The organism is Streptomyces sp. NPDC046925 (genome assembly GCF_040644915.1).
Taxonomy (GTDB): domain Bacteria; phylum Actinomycetota; class Actinomycetes; order Streptomycetales; family Streptomycetaceae; genus Streptomyces.
In genome coordinates this window covers 403,209-428,810 of sequence record NZ_JBEYWZ010000005.1, presented here as the reverse complement: position 1 = coordinate 428,810, position 25,602 = coordinate 403,209, and the positions used below count along the sequence as shown (strand labels likewise).

The window sequence follows — 25,602 nt, the reverse complement described above, 5'->3', positions numbered from 1 at the left end:
GTGAAACACCCGCGCGGAGAACCTCCGTCAGCCTGACGATCCGCGGATGAAGCCTCCGTCGTCCCCACCGTTCTGGCCCGGCGGATCAGGCGTGGTCGGCGGCGACTCCCCGCCGGTACTGCCGTCGGTGTCCCCGCCTTCCGTGGCACCGCCGTCGTTCTCGCACTGCCAGTCCCAGTCGGAACAGGACTCAGTGGGGTCCGGACTGCCGGAGGGAGTCGGGGACGTCCCGGTGTCCGAGGGGGTCGGCGTCGGTGACTTATCCGGCTCCTCGGTCTTCGACGGGGTCGGGGTCGGGGTAGGCGGCGGAGTCTCACCGACGACCGTGCCGATCTCCTTCGGCACAGGGAAGTTGATCACGGACTCGCCCTTGAGGGCCTGCTCCATGTAGTCGTGCCAGATCTCCGCGGGGAACGAGGCACCGTGGATCTTCTTCTGGCCACCCGTGCCGAACATCTCCAGGAACTCTCGCTTCTTGTTCCCTTCGTTGTCGTCGAGCCGGTACATGCTGATCGCGGTCGACAGCTGCGGGGTGTACCCGACGAACCAGGCCGACTTGTTGCCGTCGGTCGTACCGGTCTTGCCCGCGACCTGGCGGCCGCTCAGCTTCGCCGAGGTGCCTGTGCCCTTGTCGACGACGGTCCGAAGGACATCGGTGACGTTGTCGGCGACCGTCTCGTCGAAGGCCCGCTTGGTCTGCGTCTCGTGCTCGAAGACGGTGTTGCCCTTGTGCTCGACTTCCTTCACCGAGTACGGATCGTTCTGCTTGCCGCTGCTCGCGAAGGTGGAGTACGCGCCGGCCATCCGGATCGCGCTCGGAGAGGACGTACCGAGCGAGAAGGACGGGTAATTGGCGCTGGCCAGGCTGTTCTCCTTGATGCCGGAGTCGATGGCCGCCGCCTTCACCTTGTCCAGACCGACGTCCATGCCGAGCTGCACATAGGCGGAGTTGACCGACTCCCGCATCGCCTCGCGGAGATCAATCTGATAGGTCGGCGCGTTGTAGTCCGCACCACCATCGTTGGTCTGCAGCCACTCCTTGCCTTCCTTGTCCTTCCAGATACTGCCGTCGTAGTTCTGGATCTTGAGCTTGTTCTTGCCGCTGTAGAGGCTCTTGGGGTTGACGATGGTGCGCTCGCCCTCGGCCTGATCCGGCAATCCGTCCGGGTCGCGCGTTCCGTCCTTGAACGCCGCCGCAAGCACGAAGGGCTTGAACGTGGAGCCGACCTGGGCACCGGTCTGGTCCGCGTTGTTGGTGAAGTGCTTGGTCGCGTCCTCACCGCCGTAGATGGCCTCGATCGCGCCGTCCTTGGGATTCACGGACGCGCCACCGAACTGGACGTGTTTGTCCTTGTCCGGTCGCAGCTTGGTGTTGAGGTTCGCCTTGCGGACCTTGATCACGGCCTTCTCGAGCTTCTCGACCTTCCGCTTGTCGAAGGTCGTGTGAATCTCGTAGCCGCCCTGCTGAAGGTCGTTGGCCGTGATCCGGCCATCGCTGTTGTTGATCACGTACGCCTTGGCGAGGTCGACCAGATAGCCGACCTGCCCGCCCAGCTGAGCGTTGGAGCGGGGGTTCTCCAGCTTCGGGAACGTCTTGTACTTGGCCCGCCTCTCGGCGGTCAGGTGGCCGTCCTTGACTTCCTCGTCGAGGATCCACGTCCAGCGCTTGGTGGCCCTGGCAGTGTTGGCTTCCCGTGAGGCCGCCGGGTCGACCTCGGGCGAACCCGCGGGGTCGTAGTACGTGGCGCCCTTGAGCACCGTCGCCAGGAGCGCGCTCTGGCTGGGGTCCAGCTCCTTGGCGTCCACGCCGAAGTAGGCACGGGCGGCGGCCTGGATGCCGTAGGCCCCACGGCCGTAGTAGGCGGTGTTGAGGTAGCCCGCCATGATCTCTTCCTTGGAGACCTGCCGGCCGACCTTTATGGAGATGAAGAGCTCTTTGAACTTACGCGTGAACGTCTGCGACTGGTCGCCCAGGCGCGCGTTCTTCACGTACTGCTGGGTGATGGTCGAACCACCCTGGGTCTCTCCGCCCTTGGCCATGTTGACCAGGGCACGCGTGATGCCCATCGGGTCGACACCCTTGTCGTCCTCGAACGTCTTGTTCTCGGCCGAGATGACGGCGGTGCGCATCTCCTTGGGGATGTCTTCGTAGTCGATGATCTGGCGGTTCGTCTCACCACCGGTCGCGACCATCTGCTTGCCGTTGGCCCAGTAATAGACGTTGTTCTGCGCCGTGGCCGCATCGTCGACCTTGGGAACTCCCACCAAGGCGTACGCGATCCCGGTGACCGCCATCAGGCTTCCGAGGAACCCGACGAACAGGCCGGTGACCAGACGCCAGGACGGGACCCAGCGCCGCAGACCGTCCTTCTCCGCGCGCGGGTAGTCGATGAACCGCTTCTTGCGGGGCTCATGACCGCCGCGGCCCCGGCCGCGGCCCGGCCCGTTCGGGCCACCGCCACCGCGCCGGCCGCCTCCGCGCCCGGCACCTGCCCCGTCGGACGCCCTGCGGCGACCGCCGGAGCCGACGGAACCGCTGCGCTGCGCGGCACGACGGGCCTCGGCACGGCCGCCGTAGGACCGGTCCCCGTCGTCGGGGGCCCCTGATCCGTGCGAGCCGGTTGAGGAAGAGGGCGATCCAGTGGCGCCACGCGGTGCCGCGCGGCGACCCGACGACGCGCCTGGGACGCCGCGTCTGGCCGCGGCGCGTCCGCCGCCCTGCGGCTGCGGCGGTTTGCGACGGTGCTCGCTCATCGAACGATTACTCCTCGGGCAGGCGCAGGTATCCGCGCCTGGAAACGGCGGCTGGTTTCCGGTCCCCCCGAAGTACGTATGAGCCCGTCCCGGCACTCATCCGCACTACACCAGGGACAACGACGCCCTCAGGTGTCACGTGGTTCCCGGCGGTCTGCATGGCGCACAGACTACGCACCGTCAAAACCCTCTTAGGGCAGAAGTTCACCCCAAATCAGGCAAGTTACTTCCTACGAATCGGTGATGTGACGCCGTTCACCGTTTCCCCCCTTGTCTCAGCAAGGAGGCCGTTCTATCGTCTCGATGTATCGAGTCGATACATCAGCTCGGCATAAAGACCGTGTCGACAGACGCCGGCAGACGGGAGGCGAAGATGAGCAGGCGCTCCGGCATCCTCGAGTTCGCCGTCCTCGGCCTGCTGCGCGAGTCCCCGATGCACGGCTATGAGCTGCGTAAACGACTCAATACTTCGCTGGGAGTGTTCCGCGCCTTCAGCTACGGGACGCTCTACCCCTGCCTCAAGACGCTGGTCGCCAACGGCTGGTTGATCGAGGAATCGAGCGGCACCTCCGAGGAGGCCCTCGCGGCCCCGCTCTCCGGGCGCCGCGCCAAGATCGTCTACAGGCTGACGGCGGAAGGTAAGGAGCACTTCGAGGAACTGCTCTCCCAGACCGGCCCGGACGCGTACGAGGACGAGCACTTCGCCGCCCGCTTCGCCTTCTTCGGGCAGACATCGCGGGACGTACGCATGCGGGTGCTCGAGGGGCGTCGCAGCCGCCTCGAGGAGCGTCTGGAGAAGATGAGCGCCTCCCTGGCCCGTACCCGGGAGCGCCTGGACGACTACACGCTTGAGCTGCAGCGGCACGGAATGGAGTCCGTGGAGCGCGAAGTGCGCTGGCTGAACGAGCTCATCGAGAGCGAGCGAGCGGGACGGGACCAGCAACGGTCCGCCCCGGACAGCTCCGCTCAGCACGACAGCACATCTGGGGAGTCGGGCGGCCTGCCCCGGCGGCGGGGCGATAACCCGCCGCCGGATCCGTCCGATGACACCGCCAAGTGAGACCCCGCGATCCGCAGGGTCTCATCCGGAATACACGAATCACACAGGGAGCAACCGGAATGGGTTCGGTTCGCGTAGCCATCGTCGGCGTGGGCAACTGCGCCGCCTCGCTGGTCCAGGGCGTCGAGTACTACAAGGACGCAGACCCGGACGCCAAGGTCCCGGGCCTGATGCACGTCCAGTTCGGCGACTACCACGTCGGTGATGTCGAGTTCGTCGCCGCCTTCGACGTCGACGCCAAGAAGGTCGGCCTCGACCTCTCGGACGCCATCGGCGCCAGCGAGAACAACACCATCAAGATCTGCGACGTGCCGAACAAGGGCGTCAGCGTCCAGCGCGGCCACACCCACGACGGCCTGGGCAAGTACTACCGCCAGACCATCGAGGAGTCCGCCGAGGCCCCCGTCGACGTCGTCCAGATCCTCAAGGACAAGCAGGTCGACGTCCTCGTCTGCTACCTGCCCGTGGGTTCCGAGGACGCCGCGAAGTTCTACGCGCAGTGCGCCATCGACGCCAAGGTCGCCTTCGTCAACGCCCTCCCGGTCTTCATCGCCGGCACCAAGGAGTGGGCCGACAAGTTCACCGAGGCGGGCGTCCCGATCGTCGGCGACGACATCAAGTCCCAGGTCGGCGCCACCATCACGCACCGCGTGATGGCGAAGCTGTTCGAGGACCGCGGTGTCCGTCTCGAGCGCACGATGCAGCTGAACGTCGGCGGCAACATGGACTTCAAGAACATGTTGGAGCGCGACCGCCTCGAGTCCAAGAAGATCTCGAAGACGCAGGCCGTCACCTCGCAGATCCGCGACCGCGAGCTCGGCGAGAACAACGTCCACATCGGCCCGTCGGACTACGTCGCGTGGCTCGACGACCGCAAGTGGGCGTACGTCCGCCTCGAGGGCCGTGCCTTCGGTGACGTCCCGCTGAACCTGGAGTACAAGCTCGAGGTCTGGGACTCCCCGAACTCGGCCGGTGTCATCATCGACGCCCTGCGCGCCGCGAAGATCGCCAAGGACCGCGGCATCGGCGGCCCGATCCTCTCCGCGTCCTCGTACTTCATGAAGTCCCCGCCGGTGCAGTACTTCGACGACGAGGCGTACGAGAACGTCGAGAAGTTCATCAAGGGCGAGGTCGAGCGCTAGAGCTCGCCGCTCGAACGATTGTTGAGGGCCCCCGGGTGATCTGCCGGGGGCCCTTCTCATATGTGAGGCTGTGACCATGGCTGTCGTCGGTGACCTGGGCGTATTACTGCGTCTGCGGGATTTCCGGCGCCTGCTCGCCGTCCGGCTGATCTCCCAGGGCGCGGACGGCGTCTATCAGGTGGCCCTCGCCACGTACGTGGTCTTCTCCCCGGAGAAGCAGACCTCGCCGGCCGCGATCGCCTCCGCGATGGCGGTGCTGCTCCTCCCTTACTCCCTGATCGGCCCCTTCGCCGGTGTGCTCCTCGACCGCTGGCCACGCCGACAGGTTTTTCTGTACGGCAATCTGCTGCGGGCCGCTCTTGCTTCGGTGACCGCGGTGCTGATGCTGAGCGGCGTGCCCGACTGGCTCTTCTACGCTTCCGCGCTCTGTGTCACGGCCGTGAACCGTTTTGTTCTCGCCGGGCTTTCGGCAGCACTGCCGCGGGTGGTCGATGCCGAACGCCTGGTGATGGCCAACTCCCTCTCGCCGACCGCGGGGACGCTGGCAGCCACCGTGGGCGGCGGTCTCGCCTTCGTCGTACGCCTGGTGGGGTCCGACTCGGACGCGGCGGTGGTGCTCCTCGGGGCGGCGCTGTACCTGTGCGCGGCGCTCGCCTCGCTGCGGATGGCGCGTGAGCTCCTCGGTCCGGACCCCGAGTTGATGAGGCCACGCCTCACAGCGGCGCTGGCCGGTACGGCGCGGGACCTGGTGGCCGGAGTGCGGCATCTGTCGCAGCGGCGCCCGGCCGCCCGCGCGCTCCTCGCGATGACGCTGATGCGGTTCTGCTACGGCGCCCTGTCGGTCATGGTCCTGATGCTCTGCCGGTACGCGTGGTCGTCCTCGGAGTCCGACGGACTCGCCCTGCTCGGGCTCGCCGTGGGGGTCTCGGGGGCGGGCTTCTTCGCGGCGGCCGTGGTGACTCCCTGGGCGGTGAGCCGGTTGTCGGCCGGCGGCTGGATCGTCGTCTGCGCGGGTGCCGCGGCGATCCTGGAACCGGCGCTCGCCCTCCCGTTCGCACCCGTCCCACTGCTGATCGCCGCGTTCCTGCTGGGCCTCACGACGCAGGGAGCGAAGATCGCCACGGACACGGTGGTGCAGTCGTCGGTGGACGACAGTTTCCGTGGCCGGATCTTCTCGGTCTACGACGTCCTCTTCAACGTCGCGTTCGTCGGCGCGGCGGGAGTAGCGGCCCTGATGCTGCCGCCTGACGGACGGTCGGTTGCTCTGGTGGTCACGGTAGCCGTTATCTACGCAGCGATTGCTGCCGCTATGGCCAGATTTGACGCGCAGTAAGTGTCACATCAATGCCACAGTGCCCCTCTGAGCTTTAGAGATGTCACTGCCTCCCTATAACTTACGGACGTCGCATCCGCGCCATCGCGCTTTCGTTCTAGGGGGACCCCCAAGTGACCACACCGCCCCAGGGCCAGAATCCGTACGGCCAGGGCGTGCAGCCGCACCCCGGTCAGCCGGGACAGCCCGGCCAGCCCGGCGTTCCGCAGCAGCAGCCCTACCCGCCGTACAACCAGGGCGCCCCGGTTCCGCCTCCGGCCGCTCCGAGTGGCGGCCGACGCGTCAACAAGCTGGTCCTGCGGATAGGTGCCGTCATCGTCATCGGCATCGTCATCGCTGTCGTCAAGTGGCAGCTGGGCAAGAGCGATGCCGAGACCACCGCCGTCGGCGACTGCCTGCACAACAAGGGCACGCAGTCGCAGCCGGACCTCAAGAACACCGACTGCTCCTCGAGCGACGCCGAGTTCGAGGTCATCGAGAAGTTCGACAGCACGAGCAGCGTCAGCAAGTGCGACGCGGTCAAGGGGACCGAGGTCTCCTACTACCAGACCGGTGGCGGCCACGACGTGGTGCTCTGCCTGAAGAACAAGTAACGGCATACGCGAAGGGGGCACTGTTTCACGTGAAACAGTGCCCCCTTCGCATGTCCGGATCCGGCGTCATGTTTCACGTGAAACATGACGCCGTTCCGCACCTCACTCCTGCTCGGCCCACCACTCCTTGAGCGCCGCGATCGCCGCGTCCCTCTCCATCGGCCCATTTTCCAGCCGCAGCTCAAGCAGGAACTTGTACGCCTGGCCGATCACCGGACCCGGCCGTACGTCCAGGATCTGCATGATCTCGTTGCCGTCCAGGTCGGGGCGGATCGAGTCCAGCTCCTCCTGCTCCTGAAGCCGCGCGATGCGCTCCTCAAGGCCGTCGTACGCACGCGACAGCGCATTGGCCTTGCGCTTGTTACGCGTCGTGCAGTCGGACCGGGTCAGCTTGTGCAGCCGGTTAAGGAGGGGGCCTGCGTCGCGTACGTAGCGCCGCACGGCCGAGTCCGTCCACTCGCCCGTCCCGTAGCCGTGGAAGCGCAGGTGCAGCTCCACCAGGCGCGAGACGTCCTTCACGAGCTCATTCGAGTACTTGAGCTCCGTCATGCGCTTCTTGGCCATCTTGGCGCCCACCACCTCGTGGTGGTGGAAGGAGACCCGGCCGTCGTCCTCGAAGCGCCGCGTTCGCGGCTTCCCGATGTCGTGCAGCAGCGCGGCGATCCGCAGCGTCAGGTCGGGACCGTCCTCCTCGAGCGCCATCGCCTGCTCCAGGACGATCAGCGAGTGGTCGTAGACGTCCTTGTGACGGTGGTGCTCGTCACTCTCCAGACGCAGTGCCGGAAGCTCGGGCAGCACACGGTCGGCGAGGCCCGTGTCGACAAGTAGAGCAAGTCCCTTCGCCGGGTTCGGCGAGAGAAGCAGCTTGTTCAATTCGTCACGTACGCGCTCCGCGGAGACGATGTCGATGCGCTCGGCCATCGCCTTCATCGCGGCGACGACGTCCGGAGCCACCTCGAAGTCCAGCTGCGCTGCGAACCGCGCGGCCCGCATCATCCGCAGCGGATCATCGGAGAAGGAGTCCTCCGGGGTTCCGGGGGTGCGCAGGACACGCTCCGCCAGGTCCTCGAGACCGCCGTGCGGGTCGATGAAGTCCTTCTCGGGAAGCGCGACGGCCATCGCGTTGACCGTGAAGTCACGGCGCACGAGATCTTGCTCGATGGAGTCGCCGTACGACACCTCGGGCTTGCGCGACGTCCTGTCGTACGCCTCGGAACGGTAGGTCGTGACCTCGATCTGAAAGCTCTGGTCAGCGTCTCCGACGCGGGCAACCTTCTGACTCCCGACCGTGCCGAAGGCGATCCCGACCTCCCACACCGAATCCGCCCACGGCCTGACGATCTTCAGTACATCCTCGGGGCGGGCGTCGGTCGTGAAGTCCAGGTCATTGCCGAGCCGGCCAAGGAGCGCATCTCTGACCGATCCGCCGACCAGGGCGAGGGAGAACCCGGCCTCCTGGAAACGGCGGGCGAGGTCGTCCGCGACAGGGGACACACGCAGCAGTTCACTGACCGCGCGGCGCTGCACCTGGCTCAGTGCGCTGGAATTTTCTTCATTGGCGTTCGGCACAACAGAAAAGGGTACGTGCCCCGGACACCGCCGGCCGCCCGGTTTTCGGCGGGCAGCCCGGGCCGCGCGCCCCTCCCCGGCCAGGTCTTCCGATCATGTGGAGCAGTCCGCGGCACTTCGCCACAGCGCACCTCGTTACCATGCGTGGACGCACAACCGACGACCACTGACGACGACGAGGACGGGCAACGCGTGGCCGAGGCGGCAGACTTCCCGGGGACCAGTCCCTCACCTGCCCGCCGGTGGCTGCGGCGTACGGCAGCGTTGCTGGCTGCGGCCCCATTGCTGACCGGCATGCTGCAGCTGTCGGCGGAGCCGACCGCACACGCCGCGGCACCGACCGCGGCGGCGAGTGCCACCGGTTCGAGAACCGTGGACGTCTCGCTCGACTCCCTCACACCCGCCGCCCCGACGGACGGCGACACGGTCACCGTCCGCGGGACGGTCACCAACGACGGCAAGCAGCCGGTGACGGGAGCCGAGGTCGGGCTGCGCCTGGGGCCGGTCCTGAACGGCCGCAGCGCGATCGACTCCGCCGCCAAGCGCACCGGCTACCAGCAGGGAGCCGACGGCACGGAGGTCGGCGGCAAGTACGTCGAGAAGTTCTCCAAGCTCGCCCCCGGCGTTCCGCAGGACTTCAGCATCTCCGTGCCGGTCAAGGCTCTGGACCTCGGCGAGGACGGCGTCTACCAGCTCGGGGTCTCGCTGTCGGGCCGGACCAGCGCCCAGCCGTGGTCCCAGGTGCTCGGCTTCGAGCGGACCTTCCTGCCGTGGCAGCCGGACGCCGCCGGCACGAAGACCAAGACGACCGTCCTGTGGCCGCTCATCTCCACCTCGCACCTCACGGCGGAGACCGGCTCGGACGAGCAGCAGACGCCCGTCTTCACGGATGACGACCTGGCCAAGGAGCTCGCTCCGGGCGGTCGCCTGGAGCAGATGCTGTCCAAGGGCAGCGAGCTCGACGTCACCTGGGTCATCGACCCCGATCTGCTGACCTCGGTCGACCGCATGACGCGCAGCTACCGCGTGCAGGACGCCGACGGCAAGGGCACCACCGCGGGCAAGCACCAGGCGGTCGCCAGGGAGTGGCTCAACAAGCTCGAGCAGACCGTGAAGGACAAGAAGGTCGTCGCGCTGCCCTTCGCCGACCCCGACCTCGCCTCGCTCGCCCACAACGGCAGGTCCGTCACCGGCTCACTGGGCCAGCTCAAGGACGCCACCGACGCGGGTGCGAAGGCCGTGGAGGTCACCCTCCACGTCAAGCCGCAGTCGGACTTCGCATGGCCCGTGAACGGCGCCATCGATCCGTCGATCGTCGATGTCTCCACCTCCGCGGGTGCCCACACGGTGATCGCCCGGAGCGACAGCCTGCGCGAGTCCAGCGGGCTGCCCTACACGCCCAACGCCGCCCGCCCCATCGGCGGCGGCACAACGGCCGTAGTGGCCGATGCCCGCCTCTCCACGGCCTTCCAGGGCGACATGACGCGGGCCGAGAACTCCACGCTCGCCGCACAGAAGTTCCTCGCCCAGAGCCTGATGATCACGCTGCAGAATCCGGACAAACAGCGCAGCATCGTCGTCGCCCCGCAGCGCATGCCGTCCGCCAGCCAGGCCCAGACGATGGCGAAGGCGCTCACCGCCCTCTCCGACGAACGCTGGTCGGAGCCGCAGGGACTCTCGGCCGCCGCGAAGGCGAAGCCGGACTCGTCGGCCTCGACCCAGGTGCCTTCGGCCGGTTCCTATCCGGCGTCGCTGCGCAAGCAGGAACTCCCGAAGGATGCCTTCAAGTCCATCCAGAGCACCCAGAACAAGCTCAACCGCTTCCAGACGATCCTCAGCGAGCCCGACCGCGTGATCACGCCCTTCGGGCGCGCCATAGACCGCGAGATGTCGACGTCCTGGCGCGGCCGGGCCGTTGAGGCGGGGACATTCCGCAAGGGCGTGGAGACGTACCTGAACACGCTCGTCAAACAGGTGGCGCTGATCTCGAAGTCCGACGCGAAGCTCTCCGGACGCAGCGCGACGATCCCGGTGACGGTGCAGAACAACCTGGTCCAGGGCGTCGACAACCTGGTTCTGCGCCTGACGTCGTCGAACCCGACGCGTCTGAAGATCGGCGACAAGGCCTACTACGAACAGCCGGTCAAGGTCGCGGGCGGCCACGCCCAGTCGGTGAAGTTCACCACCACGGCCAATGCCAACGGCCCGGTCGAGGTCTATGCCCAGCTCTACACCCAGGACGGCCAGCCATACGGCGATGCGGTCTACTTCGACGTGAAGGTCACCGAGATCACCCTCACCGTGATGCTGGTCATCGCGGGCGGCGTGCTGCTCCTGGTGCTCGCGGGATTCCGGATGTACACCCAGCGCAAGCGGGCCGCCCGCCAGCAGGCCGAGGAAGACCCGGAGGACGGCCCCGACGGCGAGTCCGGCACCGAGCCGGGGGAGGACGACCCCGAGCAGCCGAGTGACCCGACACCGGACACCGCTCCGGAAAGCGCCGACCCGTCGGACACGGGTGAGAGAGTGGACCGTTGAGCGATGTCGTGGCCGGTGGGCCCGGGGACGATGAGGTGGGGTAATCCATGAACGCGCCGTACGACGGTGACCGTGGCCAGGGGGCCGGCGACGCCGGTCCTCCTGAGGGCGAGCAGGTGCCACCGCAGCCTGCCCCGGACCTGTACCTCCAGGACGCCTACGACCAGGATCCCTACCGGGCACAGGACCTCACCGCCCAGGACCCGGTGACCGAGGCGCTGTACGACCGCGCCGCGCACCCCCCGCCGCCTCCCGGCTACTACCAGGACCCTCAGCCGCTCTACGCCCAGCCGCCGTCCCCGCAGCACGCCCCGGACCCCCGCGTGTGGGCCCAGACCCCGGCCCCCGAGCCCGAAGGCCCGACCCGGCACCTCCCGTACGGCGACGACGCCCGTACGACGCAGTTCGTGGGCGTCGACGACCTGGTCACCCAGGCCGGTGAGGAACGCCACGAGCCGGACGCTTTCGCTCACCTCTTCCGCGACCAGCAGCCCAGCGGCTACCGCGAGCAGCCCGGCGGGTACCAGCAGGAGGGCTACCCCCAGGGCAACGGCTATCCCCAGGGCAACGGCTACCAGCAGCAGGACGGCTACCCCCCTCAGGGCGGCTACCAGCCCGCCGAGCCCCCGATGGTCCCGGCCCCGGCAGCTCCCCCGGCTCCCTCCCCGGCTCCCCCGAAGTCGGGCGGCGGCGGACGGGCGGCGAGCCTGCTGAAGTCGAGCGCGGTGATGGCCGCGGGCACGCTGGTGTCACGCCTCACCGGCTTCGCACGCACCCTGGTCATGGCCGCAGCGATCGGCGTCGGCACCCTCAACGACTCCTACCAGGTCGCCAACGTCCTTCCGACGATGATCTACGTCCTCGTCGGCGGCGGCGCCCTGAACGCGGTCTTCATCCCGCAGCTCGTGCGCGCCATGAAGAACGACGACGACGCCGGCGAGGGCTACGCCAACCGCCTGCTGACGCTCATCATGGTCCTCCTCGCGGGCGTCACCGTTATCTGTGTGGTGTTCGCGCCACTGCTCGTCCGCATGATGTCGCCGACGATCGCGAGCGACCCCGTCCGGATGGACGTCACGGTCACCTTCGCGCGCTTCTGCATCCCGACGATGTTCTTCATGGGCGTGCACATCGTGCTCGGCCAGGTCCTCAACGCACGCGGCCGCTTCGGCGCGATGATGTGGACGCCGGTCCTCAACAACATCGTGGTCATCACCACCTTCGTGGCGTTCATCTGGGCCTTCGGCAGCTTCAACGACACGGACATCGACGCCACCACCATCACTCCCGAGGGCGCCCGCCTGCTGGGCATCGGCACCCTGCTCGGCCTCGCCGTGCAGGCCCTGGCGATGCTGCCGTACCTGCGCGAGACGGGATTCAAGATCCGGCTCCGCTTCGACTGGCGCGGTCACGGCCTCGGCAAGGCCGCGCGGCTCGCCAAGTGGACCCTCTTCTTCGTCCTCGCCAACCAGCTCGGCATGATCGTCGTCACTCAGCTGGCCACCAGCGCGGGTGCGACCGCCGAGAAGCTGGGGCACCCCGGTACCGGTATCACCGCTTACAACTACGCACTGCTCCTGTGGCAGATGCCGCAGGCCATCATCACGGTCTCCGTCATGACCGCGGTGCTGCCCCGAATCTCTCGCTCCGCCAATGACGGAGACCCCGCCGCGGTCCGGGACGACATCTCCTACGGCCTGCGCACCTCGGCCGTGGCGATCGTGCCGTGCGCCTTCGCCTTCATCGCCCTGGGCGTCCCGATGGCGACCCTGCTCTACGCCAGCTCCGGCTCCGGCGCACTGAACATCGGCTACACCCTGATGGCCTTCGGCCTCGGCCTGATCCCGTACTCGGTCCAGTACGTCGTCCTGAGGGGCTTCTACGCCTACGAGGACACGCGCACGCCGTTCTACAACACGGTCATCGTCGCGGCCGTCAACGCGGCGGCATCGGCCGTCTGCTTCTATGTCCTGCCCGCCCGGTGGGCCGTCGTCGGCATGGCGGCGTCCTACGGCCTCGCCTACGCCGTCGGTGTAGGCGTCGCCTGGCGCCGGCTGCGCAAGCGGCTGGGCGGCGACCTGGACGGCGCACAGGTGGCACGTACGTACACGAGGCTCATCGGAGCCTCGATCCCGGCGGCGCTCCTCGCCGGAGCCGTTGGTTACGGAATCCTCAAGACTTTGGGCAGCGGCGCCGGTGGTTCACTCATCGCGTTGGTGGTCGGCGGAGTCGTCCTCGGAGGGGTGTTCTTCATCGCCGCCCGAAAGATGCGGATTGCGGAGCTGAATTCCATGGTCGGCATGGTCCGCGGCCGTCTCGGACGGTGAGATCGGGGAGTTCGCACAACCATCACCGGCTACTGCGTGTCGTGCATAGCGCCGGACTGTGGGCACAATTGGCTTTGGCGTCTGACGAAGCGCGATGGATGGGGAGGCAGGAACGACGGTGGCGGAACGGAGCACGGCTGCCGTCGACGTGGCAGACAACAGCGGCGATGAGCCGCTGACCGCGAAGGCGGACGAGGCCACGGCCGACGGGGTGGCCCAGACCCGGGAGCGGGAAACGGCAGAAGAAGGCACGGCTGAGACCGATGAGCCCATGAGCCCGGGGGCAGCATCACCCCCCGAGCTGCACAGCGGTCACAAGCTCGCCAGACGCTACCGACTCGAAGAGTGCGTCACCCGTCTGGACGGTTTCAGCAGCTGGCGTGCGGTGGACGAGAAGCTCCGCCGCGCCGTCGGAGTGCACCTGCTGCCCGCCGACCATCCCCGGGCACGATCAGTACTCGCCGCGGCCCGCTCGTCGGCGCTGCTCGGCGACCCCCGCTTCGTGCACGTCCTGGACGCGGTCGAGGAGAACGACCTCGTCTACGTGGTGCACGAATGGCTGCCCGACGCCACGGAACTCACCGCGCTGCTCGCTGCGGGCCCTCTCGAGGCGCACGACGCGTACCAGCTCGTCAGTCAGGTCGCCCAGGCCATGGCGGCCGCCCACCGTGAGGGTCTCGCCCACCTGCGGCTGACCCCGAGCGCGGTGCTGCGGACGTCCACCGGTCAGTACCGCATCCGCGGCCTCGCCGTGAACGCGGCGCTGCGCGGCATCAGCTCGGACACCCCGCAGCGCACGGACACCGAGGCGATCGGCGCACTGCTGTACGCCTCGCTGACCCAGCGCTGGCCGTACGAGGACGACGCGTACGGCCTCTCCGGGCTACCCAAGGGCGTCGGCCTCATCGCACCCGACCAGGTGCGCGCAGGCGTGCACAGGGGCCTCTCCGAGCTCGCCATGCGCGCGCTGGTGAACGACGGCGCGACGGCCTCCCGCCAGGAGCCGCCGTGCACGACGCCGGAGGAGCTGGTGAAGGCGATCGGCGAGATGCCGCGCATCCGCCCGCCCGAGCCCGTGTTCACCGCACCGCCCGAGTACCAGCGCACGACCTATCAGCAGGGCACGTACGGCCGCACCACGCCTCGTCCTCCGGGCGCAACCCAGACGATCCCGTCCCCGCCGCCTCCGCTGCAGAGCCGTACCGGCAAGGCCCTCAAGTGGGCCGTGTCCGCGCTGCTGATCGCGGCCCTGGGACTCGGCAGCTGGCAGCTGGCGGACGCGCTGATGGACCGGAACAACTCCGATGAGCCCGGCAGCTCGGACACCTCCGACGAGGGCGACAAGAGCGAGCCGAAGACCGCGCATCCGATCAAGATCGCGAGCGGCGAGGAGTACGTCCTCGAGGGCGGCCCGCAGGATCTTCCGGGTGTCCCCAATACGTACGACGGCGACGAGTCGACGTACTGGCGGTCCAAGAGCTTCATAGAGGGCCCCAAGCTGGCTCCCTACAAGCCCGGCGTCGGGATCGTCTACGACCTCGGCAAGGAAGAGGACGTGTCGACCGCGTCGCTCGGGCTCCGCTACACCGGCGATCACACGACGGTCGAGCTGTACGCCGCCAACTCGATGTCCTCGTCGACGCCTCCGAGCTCGATGAAGAAGATCGGGACCGTCACGACCTCGGGCAAGAGTGCCCAGATCAAGGCGAAGAAGCCGGTCAAGACGCGGTATGTGCTGGTGTGGCTCACCGATGTCCCGAAGTCACCCGGTGATGAGTACAGCAGCGCCGGGTACAAGCAGGCCATCACGGACGTGAAGTTCGCAGGCTGAGACCGAAGCTCACCGGGGGAGGGGGGTTCGACGGTGGACGACACCAGGCACGGCGAGATGGGCGATCAGGACCTCCTGGCCGCCCACGTGGCTGGGGACAACGACGCCTTCGGTGAGCTCGTCAGGCGCCACCGCGACCGTCTGTGGGCCGTGGCCCTACGCACGCTGGGCGACCGCGAGGAGGCCGCTGACGCGGTCCAGGACGCTCTGGTATCCGCCTACCGTGCCGCGCACACCTTCCGCGGCCAGTCGGCCGTCACGACGTGGCTGCACCGGATCACGGTGAACGCCTGTCTCGACCGGGCACGCAAGGCCGCGTCCCGTAAGACCTCTCCCATCGACGACACCGAACGGCTCGAGCAGCTCCTCGAACCGCACGAGTCAGCGGAGGCCCCCGTCGAGCGGGGCGATCTGCACCGCCAGCTCATCGAGGCGCTGGGCACCCTGCCGCACGACCAGCGCGCCGCCCTCGTCCTGGTGGACATGCAGGGCTATCCGGTGGCCGAGGCGGCCCAGGTGCTCGATGTGCCCACCGGCACCGTGAAGAGCCGCTGCGCACGCGGCAGAGCAAGATTGCTGCCGCTGCTCACCCATCTGCGCACGGAGGCACGTACGCGGCCTGGAGACAGCGGCGACGACCAGGACGGCAAGAAGTCGGACCCGGGAAGGAACCGGTCGCAGGGGACATCCGTCCCACCTGCAGCGGGACCACGGGATGCGGGACCAAGCGATTCAGCTGCTGTGAAGGGCGGAGGTGGGCGAGCGTGACAACCACGACCGACTCGACCGGGCACCCGGAAGTCGCTGAGATCTCCGACCTCACCGAGGGGCTGCTGCCCCCGTCGCGGACCGTCGATGTACGACGCCACCTGGACGGCTGCACGCTCTGTGCCGACGTCTACGACTCCCTGGAAGAGATCCGCGGCATGCTCGGCACGCTGCCGGGACCGCCACGGATGCCGGCCGATGTCGCCGGACGTATCGACGCGGCACTGGCGGCGGAAGCACTGCTGGACTCCATCGCCCCCGGCTCCGTCGAATCGACCGAACCGGGTCCGCTCGAGCCTGCGACCGCCGAACGTGTTTCACGTGAAACATCGCCCGCCTCCGATGAGCCCCGCAAGTCTGCCGAGCCGTCCGAACCGTCTCGCACCCCTGCCTCCGGCTCATCCGTGGACCGGCCCGCAGGACACCCTCGCGCCGCCACGGGTCCCGGACGTGGAAGCCGCTTCCGGTCCGGCCGCCGACGCAACGTAGTCCTCGGCGCCGTTCTCACGGCGGCCGCCATCGGCCTCGGTTCCTTGTTGATACAGAACGTGGGCGGTGACTCGGGCGGCAAGAGCGATACGGCGTCGGAACGCGGCGACTCCGCGCATGCCTTCTCCGAGGGCAAGCTCAAGGGTCAGGTGACCGACCTGCTCGCCAAGTCACCCACCGTCGGACCCGATGCCGGCAGCCCCAAGCCGTCCTTCGATGTGCGGTCCAGCCCGGAGTCCCCGAAGGACAAGACCATGCCGAAGCGCGGGACCGCGGTCACCGTGCCGCAGTGCATCCAGCTCGGCCTCGGCAACCGGACTCCGCTCGCCGCGGAAGAGGGCACCTACAAAGGCAAGGACGCCTACCTCGTCGTGGCGTCCCATGACTCCGACAGCACGAAGGTCTCCGCGTACGTCATCGACGCGGCCTGCGTGGACAAGGCGTCGTCCGACACCGCTGCGGGCAAGGTACTGCTGACCAATTCCTACGCGCGGCCCTGACCCTCACACCGCTTCGGCGGGACTCACACCGCCTCGGCGGGAGACTCGGCTGAGCGTGGCATCCTGGCGTCCCTGACATGCTTCCGTGCGCTCGGACACGTCGGGAATGCATGCCCCGTAGGATCCGTTGGGTGGGATGAGAGACCTGAGACAGGCACCCACCAGCACTACGCAGCAGTCTCCAGAGACGAGGAATCAAGCCGTGACCGACGTCCGTAACGTGATCATCATCGGCTCCGGGCCCGCCGGCTACACGGCGGCGCTCTACACCGCGCGAGCGTCGCTGAAGCCCCTGGTGTTCGAGGGCGCCGTCACCGCGGGTGGTGCGCTGATGAACACCACCGAGGTGGAGAACTTCCCCGGCTTCCAGGACGGCGTCATGGGCCCCGACCTCATGGACAACATGCGGGCGCAGGCCGAGCGCTTCGGCGCCGAGCTGGTGCCGGACGATGTGGTCTCCGTTGACCTCACCGGAGAGATCAAGACCGTGACGGACACGGCGGGCACCGTGCACCGCGCGAAGACCGTGATCGTGACGACGGGCTCCCAGCACCGCAAGCTCGGCCTGCCGAACGAGGACGCGCTCTCCGGCCGCGGCGTCTCCTGGTGCGCCACCTGCGATGGCTTCTTCTTCAAGGACCAGGACATCGCCGTGATCGGCGGCGGCGACACCGCGATGGAAGAGGCGACCTTCCTCTCGCGCTTCGCCAAGTCCGTGACGATCGTCCACCGCCGCGACACCCTGCGTGCGTCCAAGGCGATGCAGGAGCGCGCGCTGGCCGACCCGAAGATCAGCTTCATCTGGGACAGCGAGGTCGCCGAGATCAAGGGCGAGCAGAAGCTCTCCGGGCTGACGCTGCGCAACCTGAAGACGGGCGAGACCTCCGAGCTGCCCGTCACCGGCCTGTTCATCGCCATCGGCCACGACCCGCGCACGGAGCTCTTCAAGGGCCAGCTCACGTTGGACGACGAGGGCTACCTCCAGGTTGACGCGCCTTCGACCCGGACGAACGTGCCCGGCGTCTTCGGCGCCGGTGACGTGGTCGACCACACGTACCGCCAGGCGATCACGGCGGCCGGCACCGGCTGCTCCGCTGCTCTCGACTCGGAGCGGTTCCTCGCTGCCCTCGTGGACAGCGAGACGGCCGCAGCGACCGTCTGACATCCCATCCTCCCCACCGCACCACAAAGTTAAGGAGCCCGCCGTGGCCGGCACTCTGAAGAACGTGACTGACGCCTCCTTCGAGGAAGACGTCCTGAAGAACGACAAGCCCGTCCTGGTGGACTTCTGGGCCGCTTGGTGCGGCCCGTGCCGCCAGATCGCGCCGTCCCTCGAGGCGATCGCGGCCGAGCACGGTGACAAGATCGAGATCGTCAAGCTCAACATCGACGAGAACCCCGGCATCGCCGCCAAGTACGGCGTCATGTCCATCCCGACCCTGAACGTGTACCAGGGCGGCGAGGTGGCCAAGACGATCGTCGGCGCCAAGCCGAAGGCCGCTCTTGAGCGCGACCTCGCGGACTTCATCGCCGAGTAACGAGCGACGCCGCGACGAGCGGCGCGTGGCGATGTTTCACGTGAAACACGAATGGGCCAACCCTCCGGGGTTGGCCCATTCGCATGACAGGGGTCGTCAGGGGTGAGATCAGAGCGGTCGGAGCACGGGCTCCTTCTGCACCGCCCCGAGCAGCCTGTCGAGCGCCATCTCGACGTCCTCCTTCCAGGAGAGCGTCGTGCGCAGTTCGAGCCGCAGCCGTGGATATGAGGGGTGGGTACGGACGGTCTTGAATCCCACCGCCAGCAGATGATCCGCCGGGAGCACGCAGGCGGGCTTCTCCCATCGGGCATCACCGAAGGCTTCGATCGCCTTGAACCCGCGCCGCAGCAGATCCTTCGCGACCGTCTGAACGATGACGCGGCCGATCCCCTGACCCTGATAGCCCGGCATGATCCAAGCGGTCATCAGCTGCACGGCATCGGGCGAGACAGGGCTCGTCGGAAAGGCGGTGGCGCGAGGCACGTACGCCGGCGGGGCGTACAGTACGAAGCCGACCGGAACATCATCGACGTAGACGACTCGGCCGCAGGATCCCCACTCCAGGAGGACGGCGGAGATCCACGCCTCCTTCTCGAGCTCCGGCGTACCGGCTTTTACCGCGGCCTGGCCCCTGACCGGATCCAGCTCCCAGAAGACACACGTCCGGCAACGCTGGGGAAGGTCCGGAAGGTTGTCCAGCGTGAGCGGTACGAGCCGACGCCCCATGAAGGCTGTTCCTCACTTCCTTCGCCCGCCGCATCACGGGCGGCAGTCAGAGCGCTCCGTTCCTTCAGCAAGCTGCCGACGAATCCGCCGACCGCTCCCAGCCCAAGGCCCGCAGTCATCAATCCGGTGCGGCTCACCGATCGCATGGCCCTCCCCTCCCCAATGAGGTGCCGCCAGCTGGATGCGCCATACCCAATCGCATCGTATCCACGATGCGATTGCACCGATACCGTAAGAAAGCAAAGAGCGGGCCGTGTTCCGGTACACACCGGACACGGCCCGCTCTCGGCGGACTGCTGGTGAGGCTCAGTCCTTTTCGGCCTCGGCCGTGCCGTCCTCGGCAGGCTCGTCGGCGGATTCCTCAGCGAGCCCGTTCGTCAGGACCGGACCCTCGCCCGGGGCGAGGGTTGCGAGGATGCGCTCCAGGTCCTCCAGCGAGGCGAAGTCGACGACGATCTTGCCCTTCTTCTGCCCCAGGTCCACCCGCACGCGGGTCTCGAACCGGTCGGAGAGACGAGTGGCGAGGTTGGTCAGCGACGGCGACACCCGAGCGCCCGCACGCGGCCCCTTGGCCCGCGGAGTGCTCTGCGGCCGCGAACCCATGAGGGTCACGATCTCCTCGACGGCCCGCACCGAGAGCCCCTCGGCCACGATCCGGTGCGCCAGACGGTCCTGCTCCTCCGAGTCCTCGACGGACAGGAGGGCACGGGCGTGGCCCGCGGAGAGCACTCCGGCAGCCACCCTGCGCTGCACCGCCGGCGACAGCTTGAGGAGCCGCAGCGTGTTCGAGACCTGCGGGCGGGAACGGCCGATACGATCCGCCAGCTGATCGTGCGTGCAGTTGAAGTCCTTGAGCAGCTGGTCGTAGGCGGCAGCCTCTTCCAGCGGGTTCAGCTGCGCACGGTGCAGGTTCTCGAGGAGCGCGTCCAGGAGAAGCTTCTCGTCGTCCGTCGCGCGGACGATCGCCGGGATGCGCTCGAGACCGGCCTCACGGCAAGCCCGCCAGCGCCGCTCACCCATGATGAGCTCATAGCGTGAGGGCTCCACCTGGCGTACGACGACAGGCTGGAGAAGCCCGACCTCCTTGATGGAGGTCACGAGCTCGGCGAGAGCGTCCTCGTCGAATACCTCGCGGGGCTGCCTCGGGTTGGGCGTGATGAAGTCGAGAGGCAGTTCGGCGAAGTGCGCACCGACCGGGCTCTCCTCGGGCTCCACCACTCCGTTCGGCGGCTGCTCCGTTTCATGTGAAACAGGGCTCTGCGGGAGCGCCGCCACCTTCGCGGCCGCCACCCCCCGCTCAGCCGTGAGTACGGGTGCAGCACTGGGCGAAGCCGTAGCTCCGCCCATGGCCTGGGCGGTCGACTTCTCCGTCGGGGCCGCAGGGATCAGGGCGCCGAGTCCACGACCCAGCCCTCTCCGTCGCTCGCTCACTGCATCCCCTCCGTCGTGCTGTGCTGATCATTCTGGGCGCCCATGTGGGCATGCTGTACGTCGTAGCGAATGCCGACGCCGCGTAGCGCGATCTCCCGGGCCGCCTCGAAGTACGAGAGGGCACCGCTCGACCCTGGATCGTAGGTCAGCACGGTCTGCCCGTAGCTCGGCGCCTCGGAGATACGGACCGAGCGCGGAATGCTCGTCCGCAGAACCTCTTCGCCGAAGTGGCTGCGCACCTCGTCCGCCACCTGTGAGGCGAGCCGGGTCCGGCCGTCGTACATGGTGAGCAGGATCGTCGAGACGTGCAGGTTGGGGTTGAGGTGCCCCCGTACCAAGTCCACGTTGCGCAGGAGCTGTCCCAGGCCCTCCAGTGCGTAGTACTCGCACTGGATGGGGATCAGCACCTCCGCGCCGGCGACCAAGGCGTTGACCGTCAGCAGACCGAGCGACGGCGGGCAGTCGATGAGGATGTAGTCCAGCGGCTGCTCGTACGCCTGGATGGCCCGTTGCAGACGGCTCTCCCGCGCCACCAGCGACACCAGCTCGATCTCCGCACCGGCGAGATCGATGGTGGCCGGGGCGCAGAAGAGTCCCTCTACATCGGGAACCGGCTGTACAACTTCGGACAGCGGCTTGCTCTCGACCAACACGTCGTAGATCGAAGGAACTTCGGCGTGGTGGTCGATCCCGAGAGCCGTGGAGGCATTGCCCTGCGGGTCGAGGTCGACGACCAGGACGCGCGCGCCGTGCAGAGCGAGCGAAGCGGCGAGGTTGACGGTTGTCGTCGTCTTGCCCACTCCACCCTTCTGGTTGGCAACCACCATGACTCGGGTCTGCTCGGGTCGTGGCAGGCCTTCGCCGGCACGACCCAGGGCTTCCACCGCCAATTGGGCAGCACGACCGATGGGGGTGTCGTCCATCGGGGGCGGTGTTTCACGTGAAACATCCTCCCCCGCCGACTCGGTACGGGGACCGGGGACCGGATCGGTCATCGGTCCCGCGATGTTGGCGTCGGACCGCAAGGATTCACTCTCCTCGACTTCAGGCTCGCAATGAACAGAGCCTCCCATGCTTTGAGGGTCATGAACCAGCGAGGCCCGGTCTTCTGTGGACGAATCCACCTCTGTGGACAACTCCGTTCCCTTATCGAGGGAACCGAGTGGCCGCCGATCGCGAGGTTCCGCAGCGCGGCCGCGACTGATGATGCCATGCAGCAGTGAGCGACGTTTCACGTGAAACACGATGCACGGCAGCCGGGGTGCCGCTTGCGCGACACCCCGGTATGCGTACGTTTGGCAGCTTTTGTGGAGTACGGCTCGTCGTCAGGACGGATGAACGACGAGAGTCGAACCACTCAGGAGGCGAGGCTCGAACCACTCATGAGACGAGGGTCGAATCGCTCGCGAGCCGAGAGGCCAGAGCGAGCCCTCAGCGGCGACGTCGTGTCCGCCCCGTCCGGGCAGCCTTCGCGCGCTTGGCCGCGAAGCGGACACCGCCGGGGCTCTCCCCGACCTCCACCCGCACGACCGTGGACAGCGGGTCCACCACGCCCTCACCGACGTGCAGCACCGACGTGGTCACCGCGCCGAGCTTGCTCAGGGCGGCCCCGGCGGCCTTGACCTCTTCCTCGGCCGTGTCGCCCTTGAGCAACAGCATCTCCCCGTAGGGACGCAGGAGCGGCACGCCCCAGGCCGCGAGGCGGTCCAGTGGCGCCACTGCCCGCGCGGTCACCACGTGGACGGGAGGCAGCTTGCCAAGGACCTCCTCGGCGCGGCCACGCACGACGGTCACGTGGTCGAGGCCGAGCAGCTCGACCACTTCGGTCAGGAAGGTCGTCCGTCGCAGCAGCGGTTCAAGGAGCGTGATCTTCAGGTCCGGTCGGACCAGGGCCAGCGGAATGCCCGGCAGACCCGCCCCCGAGCCGACATCGCACACCATCACGTTCTCCGGCACGACCTCGGAGAGGACGGCGCAGTTCAGCAGATGCCGCTCCCACAGCCGAGGCACTTCGCGGGGACCGATCAGCCCGCGCTGCACTCCCGCGTCGGCCAGCAACTCCGCGTACCGGACCGCGTCCGAGAAGCGCTCACCGAATACCGCCCGGGCCTGCTCGGGCGCCGAGGGGAGCTCCGCTGCCTCCGTCACGAGGACCGTCCTTCCGTACCGCACTGGTGTGGCTGACTATCAGGCTGACAAAGACCGGCCCCGCCTGCGAACAGACGGGGCCGGGAAAACAACGTGCGATCAGGCAGGAAGCACGACGACGAAGCGCTGCGGCTCCTCGCCCTCGGACTCGCTGCGCAGACCGGCGGCCTTGACCGCATCATGCACGACCTTGCGCTCGAAGGGCGTCATCGGCTTGAGGTTGACCGGCTCGCCCGAGCTCTTCACCTCGGCCGCTGCCTTGGCGCCCAGTTCGGAGAGCTCCTCGCGCTTCTTGGCGCGGTAGCCCGCGATGTCCAGCATCAGGCGGCTGCGGTCACCGGTCTCACGGTGCACCGCGAGGCGCGTCAGCTCCTGGAGCGCTTCCAGGACCTCACCGTCACGGCCGACGAGCTTCTGCAGATCGCGGCTGTTCGAGTCGCTGATGATCGAGACAGCGGCGCGGTCGGCCTCGACGTCCATGTCGATGTCGCCGTCGAGATCGGCGATGTCCAGCAGACCCTCGAGGTAGTCCGCCGCGATCTCACCCTCCTGCTCAAGACGGGTGAGAGTGTCGCCGGCCTCGACCTCGGCCTCGGCGGGGGCGGTGGTGCCTTCCGTCACGGGATGGACTCCTTCTACTTCTTGGACGGGTGCTTGGGCCGCTGCTGGCCCTTGCGCTGCCCCGACTTGGCTTGGCGTGCGTTACCTGACCCGGACTTGCCACCCGCGGGCTTGCCCTGGGGAGCGGCGTCCTCAGGCTCGTCCTGAGTCTTCTCCAGGGACGTCTTCGCATCCGAAGCCGTCTCCGCGCTGCCCTCCGCCTTGCTGTGGGCAGCGGCGGACTGGCGCTGCGACTTGCTCTGGCGCTTGGGCTGCTGGCGCTTCGGGGCGCCGCCTGCGGCCGGCGTGCCGTCCTCGGTGTCCGTGGCGACAGAGGACTCGCTGAGCGCGACCGTGCCGTCGGTCTGGGCCACCAGGCCTTCCTTGCTCAGACCGTTGATGAACTTGCGCTCGAACTCGTTGCGGTCGCGGCCCTTGGCGACGATGGCCTTGATGACGTTCGTGTTGCCGCGGCCGCGCACCTTCTTGGAGTGCGAGATCTGCTTCTGCAGGCGCTCGAGGAAGGCGGCCTGGGCCTTGGAGCCGGGCGTCGGGTTCCGGCGGATGACGAACATCTGCTGACCCATGGTCCACACGTTGGTGGTCAGCCAGTAGACGAGGACACCGACGGGGAAGTTGATGCCGAACACGGCGAACATGATCGGGAAGACGTACATCAGCATCTTCTGCTGCTGCATGAACGGCGTCTTGACCGTGGTGTCCACGTTCTTCGTCATCAGCTGGCGCTGCGTGAAGAACTGCGACGCCGACATCAGGATGATCATGATCGCGGTGACGACGCGGACATCGGTCAGCGAGGCGTGGAGCGCCTGGACCTTCTCCTCGCTGTCCATGAACTTCGCAGCCAGCGGAGCGCCGAAGATGTGCGCCTTCTGCGCGCTCTCGAGCAGCGGCTTGTCGATGACGCCGATGGTGTCGTTCGACGCGATGCCGGAGAGCACGTGGTACAGGGCGAAGAAGAACGGCGACTGCGCCAGGATGGGAAGGCACGAGGAGAGCGGGTTCGTACCCGACTCCTTGTACAGCTTCATCATCTCTTCGGACTGACGCTGCTTGTCGCTCTTGTAGCGTTCCTGGATCTTCTTCATCTCGGGCTGCAGCGTCTGCATCGCCCGGGTGGCCTTGATCTGCTTCACGAAGAGCGGGATCAGGCAGATACGGATCAGGATCACCAGGGACACGATGGACAAGCCCCAGGCCCAGCCCGTGTCAGGACCGAAAATGGCCCCGTACAGCGAGTGGAACTGGACGATGACCCAGGAAACGGGTGTCGTGATGAAGCTGAACAGACTGGCAATCGTGTCCACTAATCAGGCTCCTTGAGCATGGGACGGAGTCTCGGCGGCCGGGCCAGGGGTATCCGGGGATTTCTCCTCGGACGGCACGCCAGCGGCGGAGGTCCCGCCCTTGCGTTCGCGCCACATGGCGCGCAGCATCTCGTGCCACCGCGGGCGCTTGCGCGGCGGGACATGGTCGACACCACCGAGCGACCACGGATTGCACCGCAGGATGCGCCAGGCCGTCAGCGCCGTTCCCTTGATCGCACCGTGCCGGTCGATGGCGAGGTAGCCGTAGCGGGAGCACGACGGGTAGTACTTGCACACCGGGCCAAGCAATGGACTGATCGTCCACTGGTACAGCTTGATCAGAGCCAGCAGTGGGTACTTCATCGAGCGCCCCCTCCCAGCAGCCGCTGAAGAGCGGCATCCAGGTCTTGGGCCAGCTGTGCATGGGCGGCGTCACCCGCACCGGGCAACGCTCGTACGACTACCAGGCTACCGGGGGGCAGCTGAGCCACCCGGTCACGCATCAGATGGCGAAGCCTGCGCTTCACCTTGTTGCGTACGACTGCTCCGCCAATGGCCTTGCTCACGACGAAACCCGCACGCGTCGGGGAAACGCTCTCCCCAGGCGCGTGCGGGTCCGTTGCACCGCTACGAAGATGGACGACGAGAAGCGGGCGTCCGGCCCGTCGTCCTCGGCGTACCGCGGTCGCGAAGTCTTCGCGCCGCCTCAGCCGATGCTCGGTAGGCAGCACGACGTCATGACCTAATGCGATCAGGCGGAAAGGCTGGCGCGACCCTTGCCACGACGGTTCGCGAGAATCGCGCGGCCGGCACGGGTGCGCATCCGCAGGCGGAAGCCGTGGGTCTTGGCGCGACGGCGGTTGTTCGGCTGGAAGGTGCGCTTGCTCACTCGGGGGCTCCAGAAATGATTGTGTGGTGGCGGGACAT

The 25,602-nt window shown here is 67.7% G+C and carries 22 protein-coding genes; 11 read left to right on the top strand and 11 right to left on the bottom strand.

What is annotated here, in order from left to right:
• Positions 1–27 precede the first annotated feature (27 nt).
• On the bottom strand, positions 28–2,754 hold the full coding sequence (locus ABZ906_RS23415; RefSeq protein ID WP_361385524.1) for a transglycosylase domain-containing protein: 2,727 nt from the start codon (positions 2,752–2,754) through the stop codon (positions 28–30).
• Between the two features lie 373 nt (positions 2,755–3,127).
• On the opposite strand from ABZ906_RS23415, the gene ABZ906_RS23410 reads away from it, so the two are divergent.
• The 4 genes from ABZ906_RS23410 to ABZ906_RS23395 all read left to right on the top strand — a co-directional run bounded on the left by ABZ906_RS23410 (position 3,128) and on the right by ABZ906_RS23395 (position 6,882).
• Entirely contained in the window at positions 3,128–3,814 is a 687-nt protein-coding gene (locus tag ABZ906_RS23410) for a PadR family transcriptional regulator (protein ID WP_361385521.1), read from the top strand.
• Positions 3,815–3,873: 59 nt separating this feature from the next.
• The gene (locus ABZ906_RS23405; RefSeq protein ID WP_361193770.1) at positions 3,874–4,956 is read left to right on the top strand and encodes an inositol-3-phosphate synthase; all 1,083 of its coding nucleotides are present in this window, start codon (positions 3,874–3,876) and stop codon (positions 4,954–4,956) included.
• 76 nt (positions 4,957–5,032) lie between these two features.
• On the top strand, positions 5,033–6,289 hold the full coding sequence (locus tag ABZ906_RS23400) for an MFS transporter (RefSeq protein ID WP_361193773.1): 1,257 nt from the start codon (positions 5,033–5,035) through the stop codon (positions 6,287–6,289).
• 113 nt (positions 6,290–6,402) lie between these two features.
• Positions 6,403–6,882: a hypothetical protein gene (locus ABZ906_RS23395; RefSeq protein ID WP_361385518.1), complete on the top strand. Its 480-nt coding sequence runs from the start codon at positions 6,403–6,405 to the stop codon at positions 6,880–6,882.
• A 102-nt stretch (positions 6,883–6,984) separates the two neighbouring features.
• Here ABZ906_RS23395 and ABZ906_RS23390 read toward each other — a convergent pair whose 3' ends face one another.
• Positions 6,985–8,451, bottom strand: coding sequence for a CCA tRNA nucleotidyltransferase (locus ABZ906_RS23390; RefSeq protein ID WP_361385515.1), 1,467 nt, complete (start codon positions 8,449–8,451; stop codon positions 6,985–6,987).
• 192 nt (positions 8,452–8,643) lie between these two features.
• On the opposite strand from ABZ906_RS23390, the gene ABZ906_RS23385 reads away from it, so the two are divergent.
• From ABZ906_RS23385 to trxA, 7 genes are all read left to right on the top strand, one after another.
• Positions 8,644–10,989 (top strand): DUF6049 family protein, encoded by a 2,346-nt coding sequence (locus ABZ906_RS23385; RefSeq protein WP_361385871.1) that lies wholly within the window; start codon positions 8,644–8,646, stop codon positions 10,987–10,989.
• A gap of 47 nt (positions 10,990–11,036) precedes the next feature.
• Entirely contained in the window at positions 11,037–13,316 is a 2,280-nt protein-coding gene (murJ, locus tag ABZ906_RS23380; protein WP_361385512.1) for a murein biosynthesis integral membrane protein MurJ, read from the top strand.
• A gap of 118 nt (positions 13,317–13,434) precedes the next feature.
• Positions 13,435–15,147 carry a protein kinase family protein gene (locus tag ABZ906_RS23375; protein WP_361385509.1) on the top strand — a complete coding sequence of 571 codons (1,713 nt, stop codon included), beginning with the start codon at positions 13,435–13,437 and terminating at the stop codon, positions 15,145–15,147.
• Between the two features lie 33 nt (positions 15,148–15,180).
• Positions 15,181–15,915, top strand: a complete 735-nt coding sequence (gene sigM, locus ABZ906_RS23370) for an RNA polymerase sigma factor SigM (protein ID WP_361385506.1) — start codon at positions 15,181–15,183, stop codon at positions 15,913–15,915.
• Positions 15,912–16,904 carry a hypothetical protein gene (locus tag ABZ906_RS23365; protein ID WP_361385503.1) on the top strand — a complete coding sequence of 331 codons (993 nt, stop codon included), beginning with the start codon at positions 15,912–15,914 and terminating at the stop codon, positions 16,902–16,904. The genes sigM and ABZ906_RS23365 overlap by 4 nt, the downstream gene beginning before the upstream one ends.
• Positions 16,905–17,106: 202 nt before the next feature.
• Positions 17,107–18,066 (top strand): thioredoxin-disulfide reductase, encoded by a 960-nt coding sequence (gene trxB, locus ABZ906_RS23360; protein ID WP_361193792.1) that lies wholly within the window; start codon positions 17,107–17,109, stop codon positions 18,064–18,066.
• Between the two features lie 43 nt (positions 18,067–18,109).
• Entirely contained in the window at positions 18,110–18,442 is a 333-nt protein-coding gene (gene trxA / locus ABZ906_RS23355; RefSeq protein WP_135332065.1) for a thioredoxin, read from the top strand.
• Positions 18,443–18,550: 108 nt separating this feature from the next.
• Here trxA and ABZ906_RS23350 read toward each other — a convergent pair whose 3' ends face one another.
• From ABZ906_RS23350 to rpmH, 9 genes are all read right to left on the bottom strand, one after another.
• On the bottom strand, positions 18,551–19,168 hold the full coding sequence (locus ABZ906_RS23350) for a GNAT family N-acetyltransferase (RefSeq protein WP_361193795.1): 618 nt from the start codon (positions 19,166–19,168) through the stop codon (positions 18,551–18,553).
• Positions 19,169–19,474: 306 nt separating this feature from the next.
• The gene (locus ABZ906_RS23345; protein WP_361385500.1) at positions 19,475–20,599 is read right to left on the bottom strand and encodes a ParB/RepB/Spo0J family partition protein; all 1,125 of its coding nucleotides are present in this window, start codon (positions 20,597–20,599) and stop codon (positions 19,475–19,477) included.
• Entirely contained in the window at positions 20,596–21,672 is a 1,077-nt protein-coding gene (locus ABZ906_RS23340) for a ParA family protein (RefSeq protein ID WP_361193801.1), read from the bottom strand. The genes ABZ906_RS23345 and ABZ906_RS23340 overlap by 4 nt, the downstream gene beginning before the upstream one ends.
• Before the next feature lie 358 nt (positions 21,673–22,030).
• Positions 22,031–22,747 carry a 16S rRNA (guanine(527)-N(7))-methyltransferase RsmG gene (rsmG, locus tag ABZ906_RS23335; RefSeq protein WP_361193803.1) on the bottom strand — a complete coding sequence of 239 codons (717 nt, stop codon included), beginning with the start codon at positions 22,745–22,747 and terminating at the stop codon, positions 22,031–22,033.
• Positions 22,748–22,846: 99 nt separating this feature from the next.
• Positions 22,847–23,368, bottom strand: a complete 522-nt coding sequence (locus ABZ906_RS23330; RefSeq protein WP_135332061.1) for a R3H domain-containing nucleic acid-binding protein — start codon at positions 23,366–23,368, stop codon at positions 22,847–22,849.
• Between the two features lie 14 nt (positions 23,369–23,382).
• Positions 23,383–24,675, bottom strand: a complete 1,293-nt coding sequence (gene yidC, locus ABZ906_RS23325) for a membrane protein insertase YidC (protein WP_361385497.1) — start codon at positions 24,673–24,675, stop codon at positions 23,383–23,385.
• A gap of 3 nt (positions 24,676–24,678) precedes the next feature.
• Entirely contained in the window at positions 24,679–25,038 is a 360-nt protein-coding gene (gene yidD, locus ABZ906_RS23320; protein WP_361193808.1) for a membrane protein insertion efficiency factor YidD, read from the bottom strand.
• Positions 25,035–25,406: a ribonuclease P protein component gene (rnpA, locus tag ABZ906_RS23315; protein WP_361193810.1), complete on the bottom strand. Its 372-nt coding sequence runs from the start codon at positions 25,404–25,406 to the stop codon at positions 25,035–25,037. The genes yidD and rnpA overlap by 4 nt, the downstream gene beginning before the upstream one ends.
• Positions 25,407–25,426: 20 nt before the next feature.
• Positions 25,427–25,564 carry a 50S ribosomal protein L34 gene (gene rpmH / locus ABZ906_RS23310; RefSeq protein ID WP_006381191.1) on the bottom strand — a complete coding sequence of 46 codons (138 nt, stop codon included), beginning with the start codon at positions 25,562–25,564 and terminating at the stop codon, positions 25,427–25,429.
• Positions 25,565–25,602 lie beyond the last annotated feature (38 nt).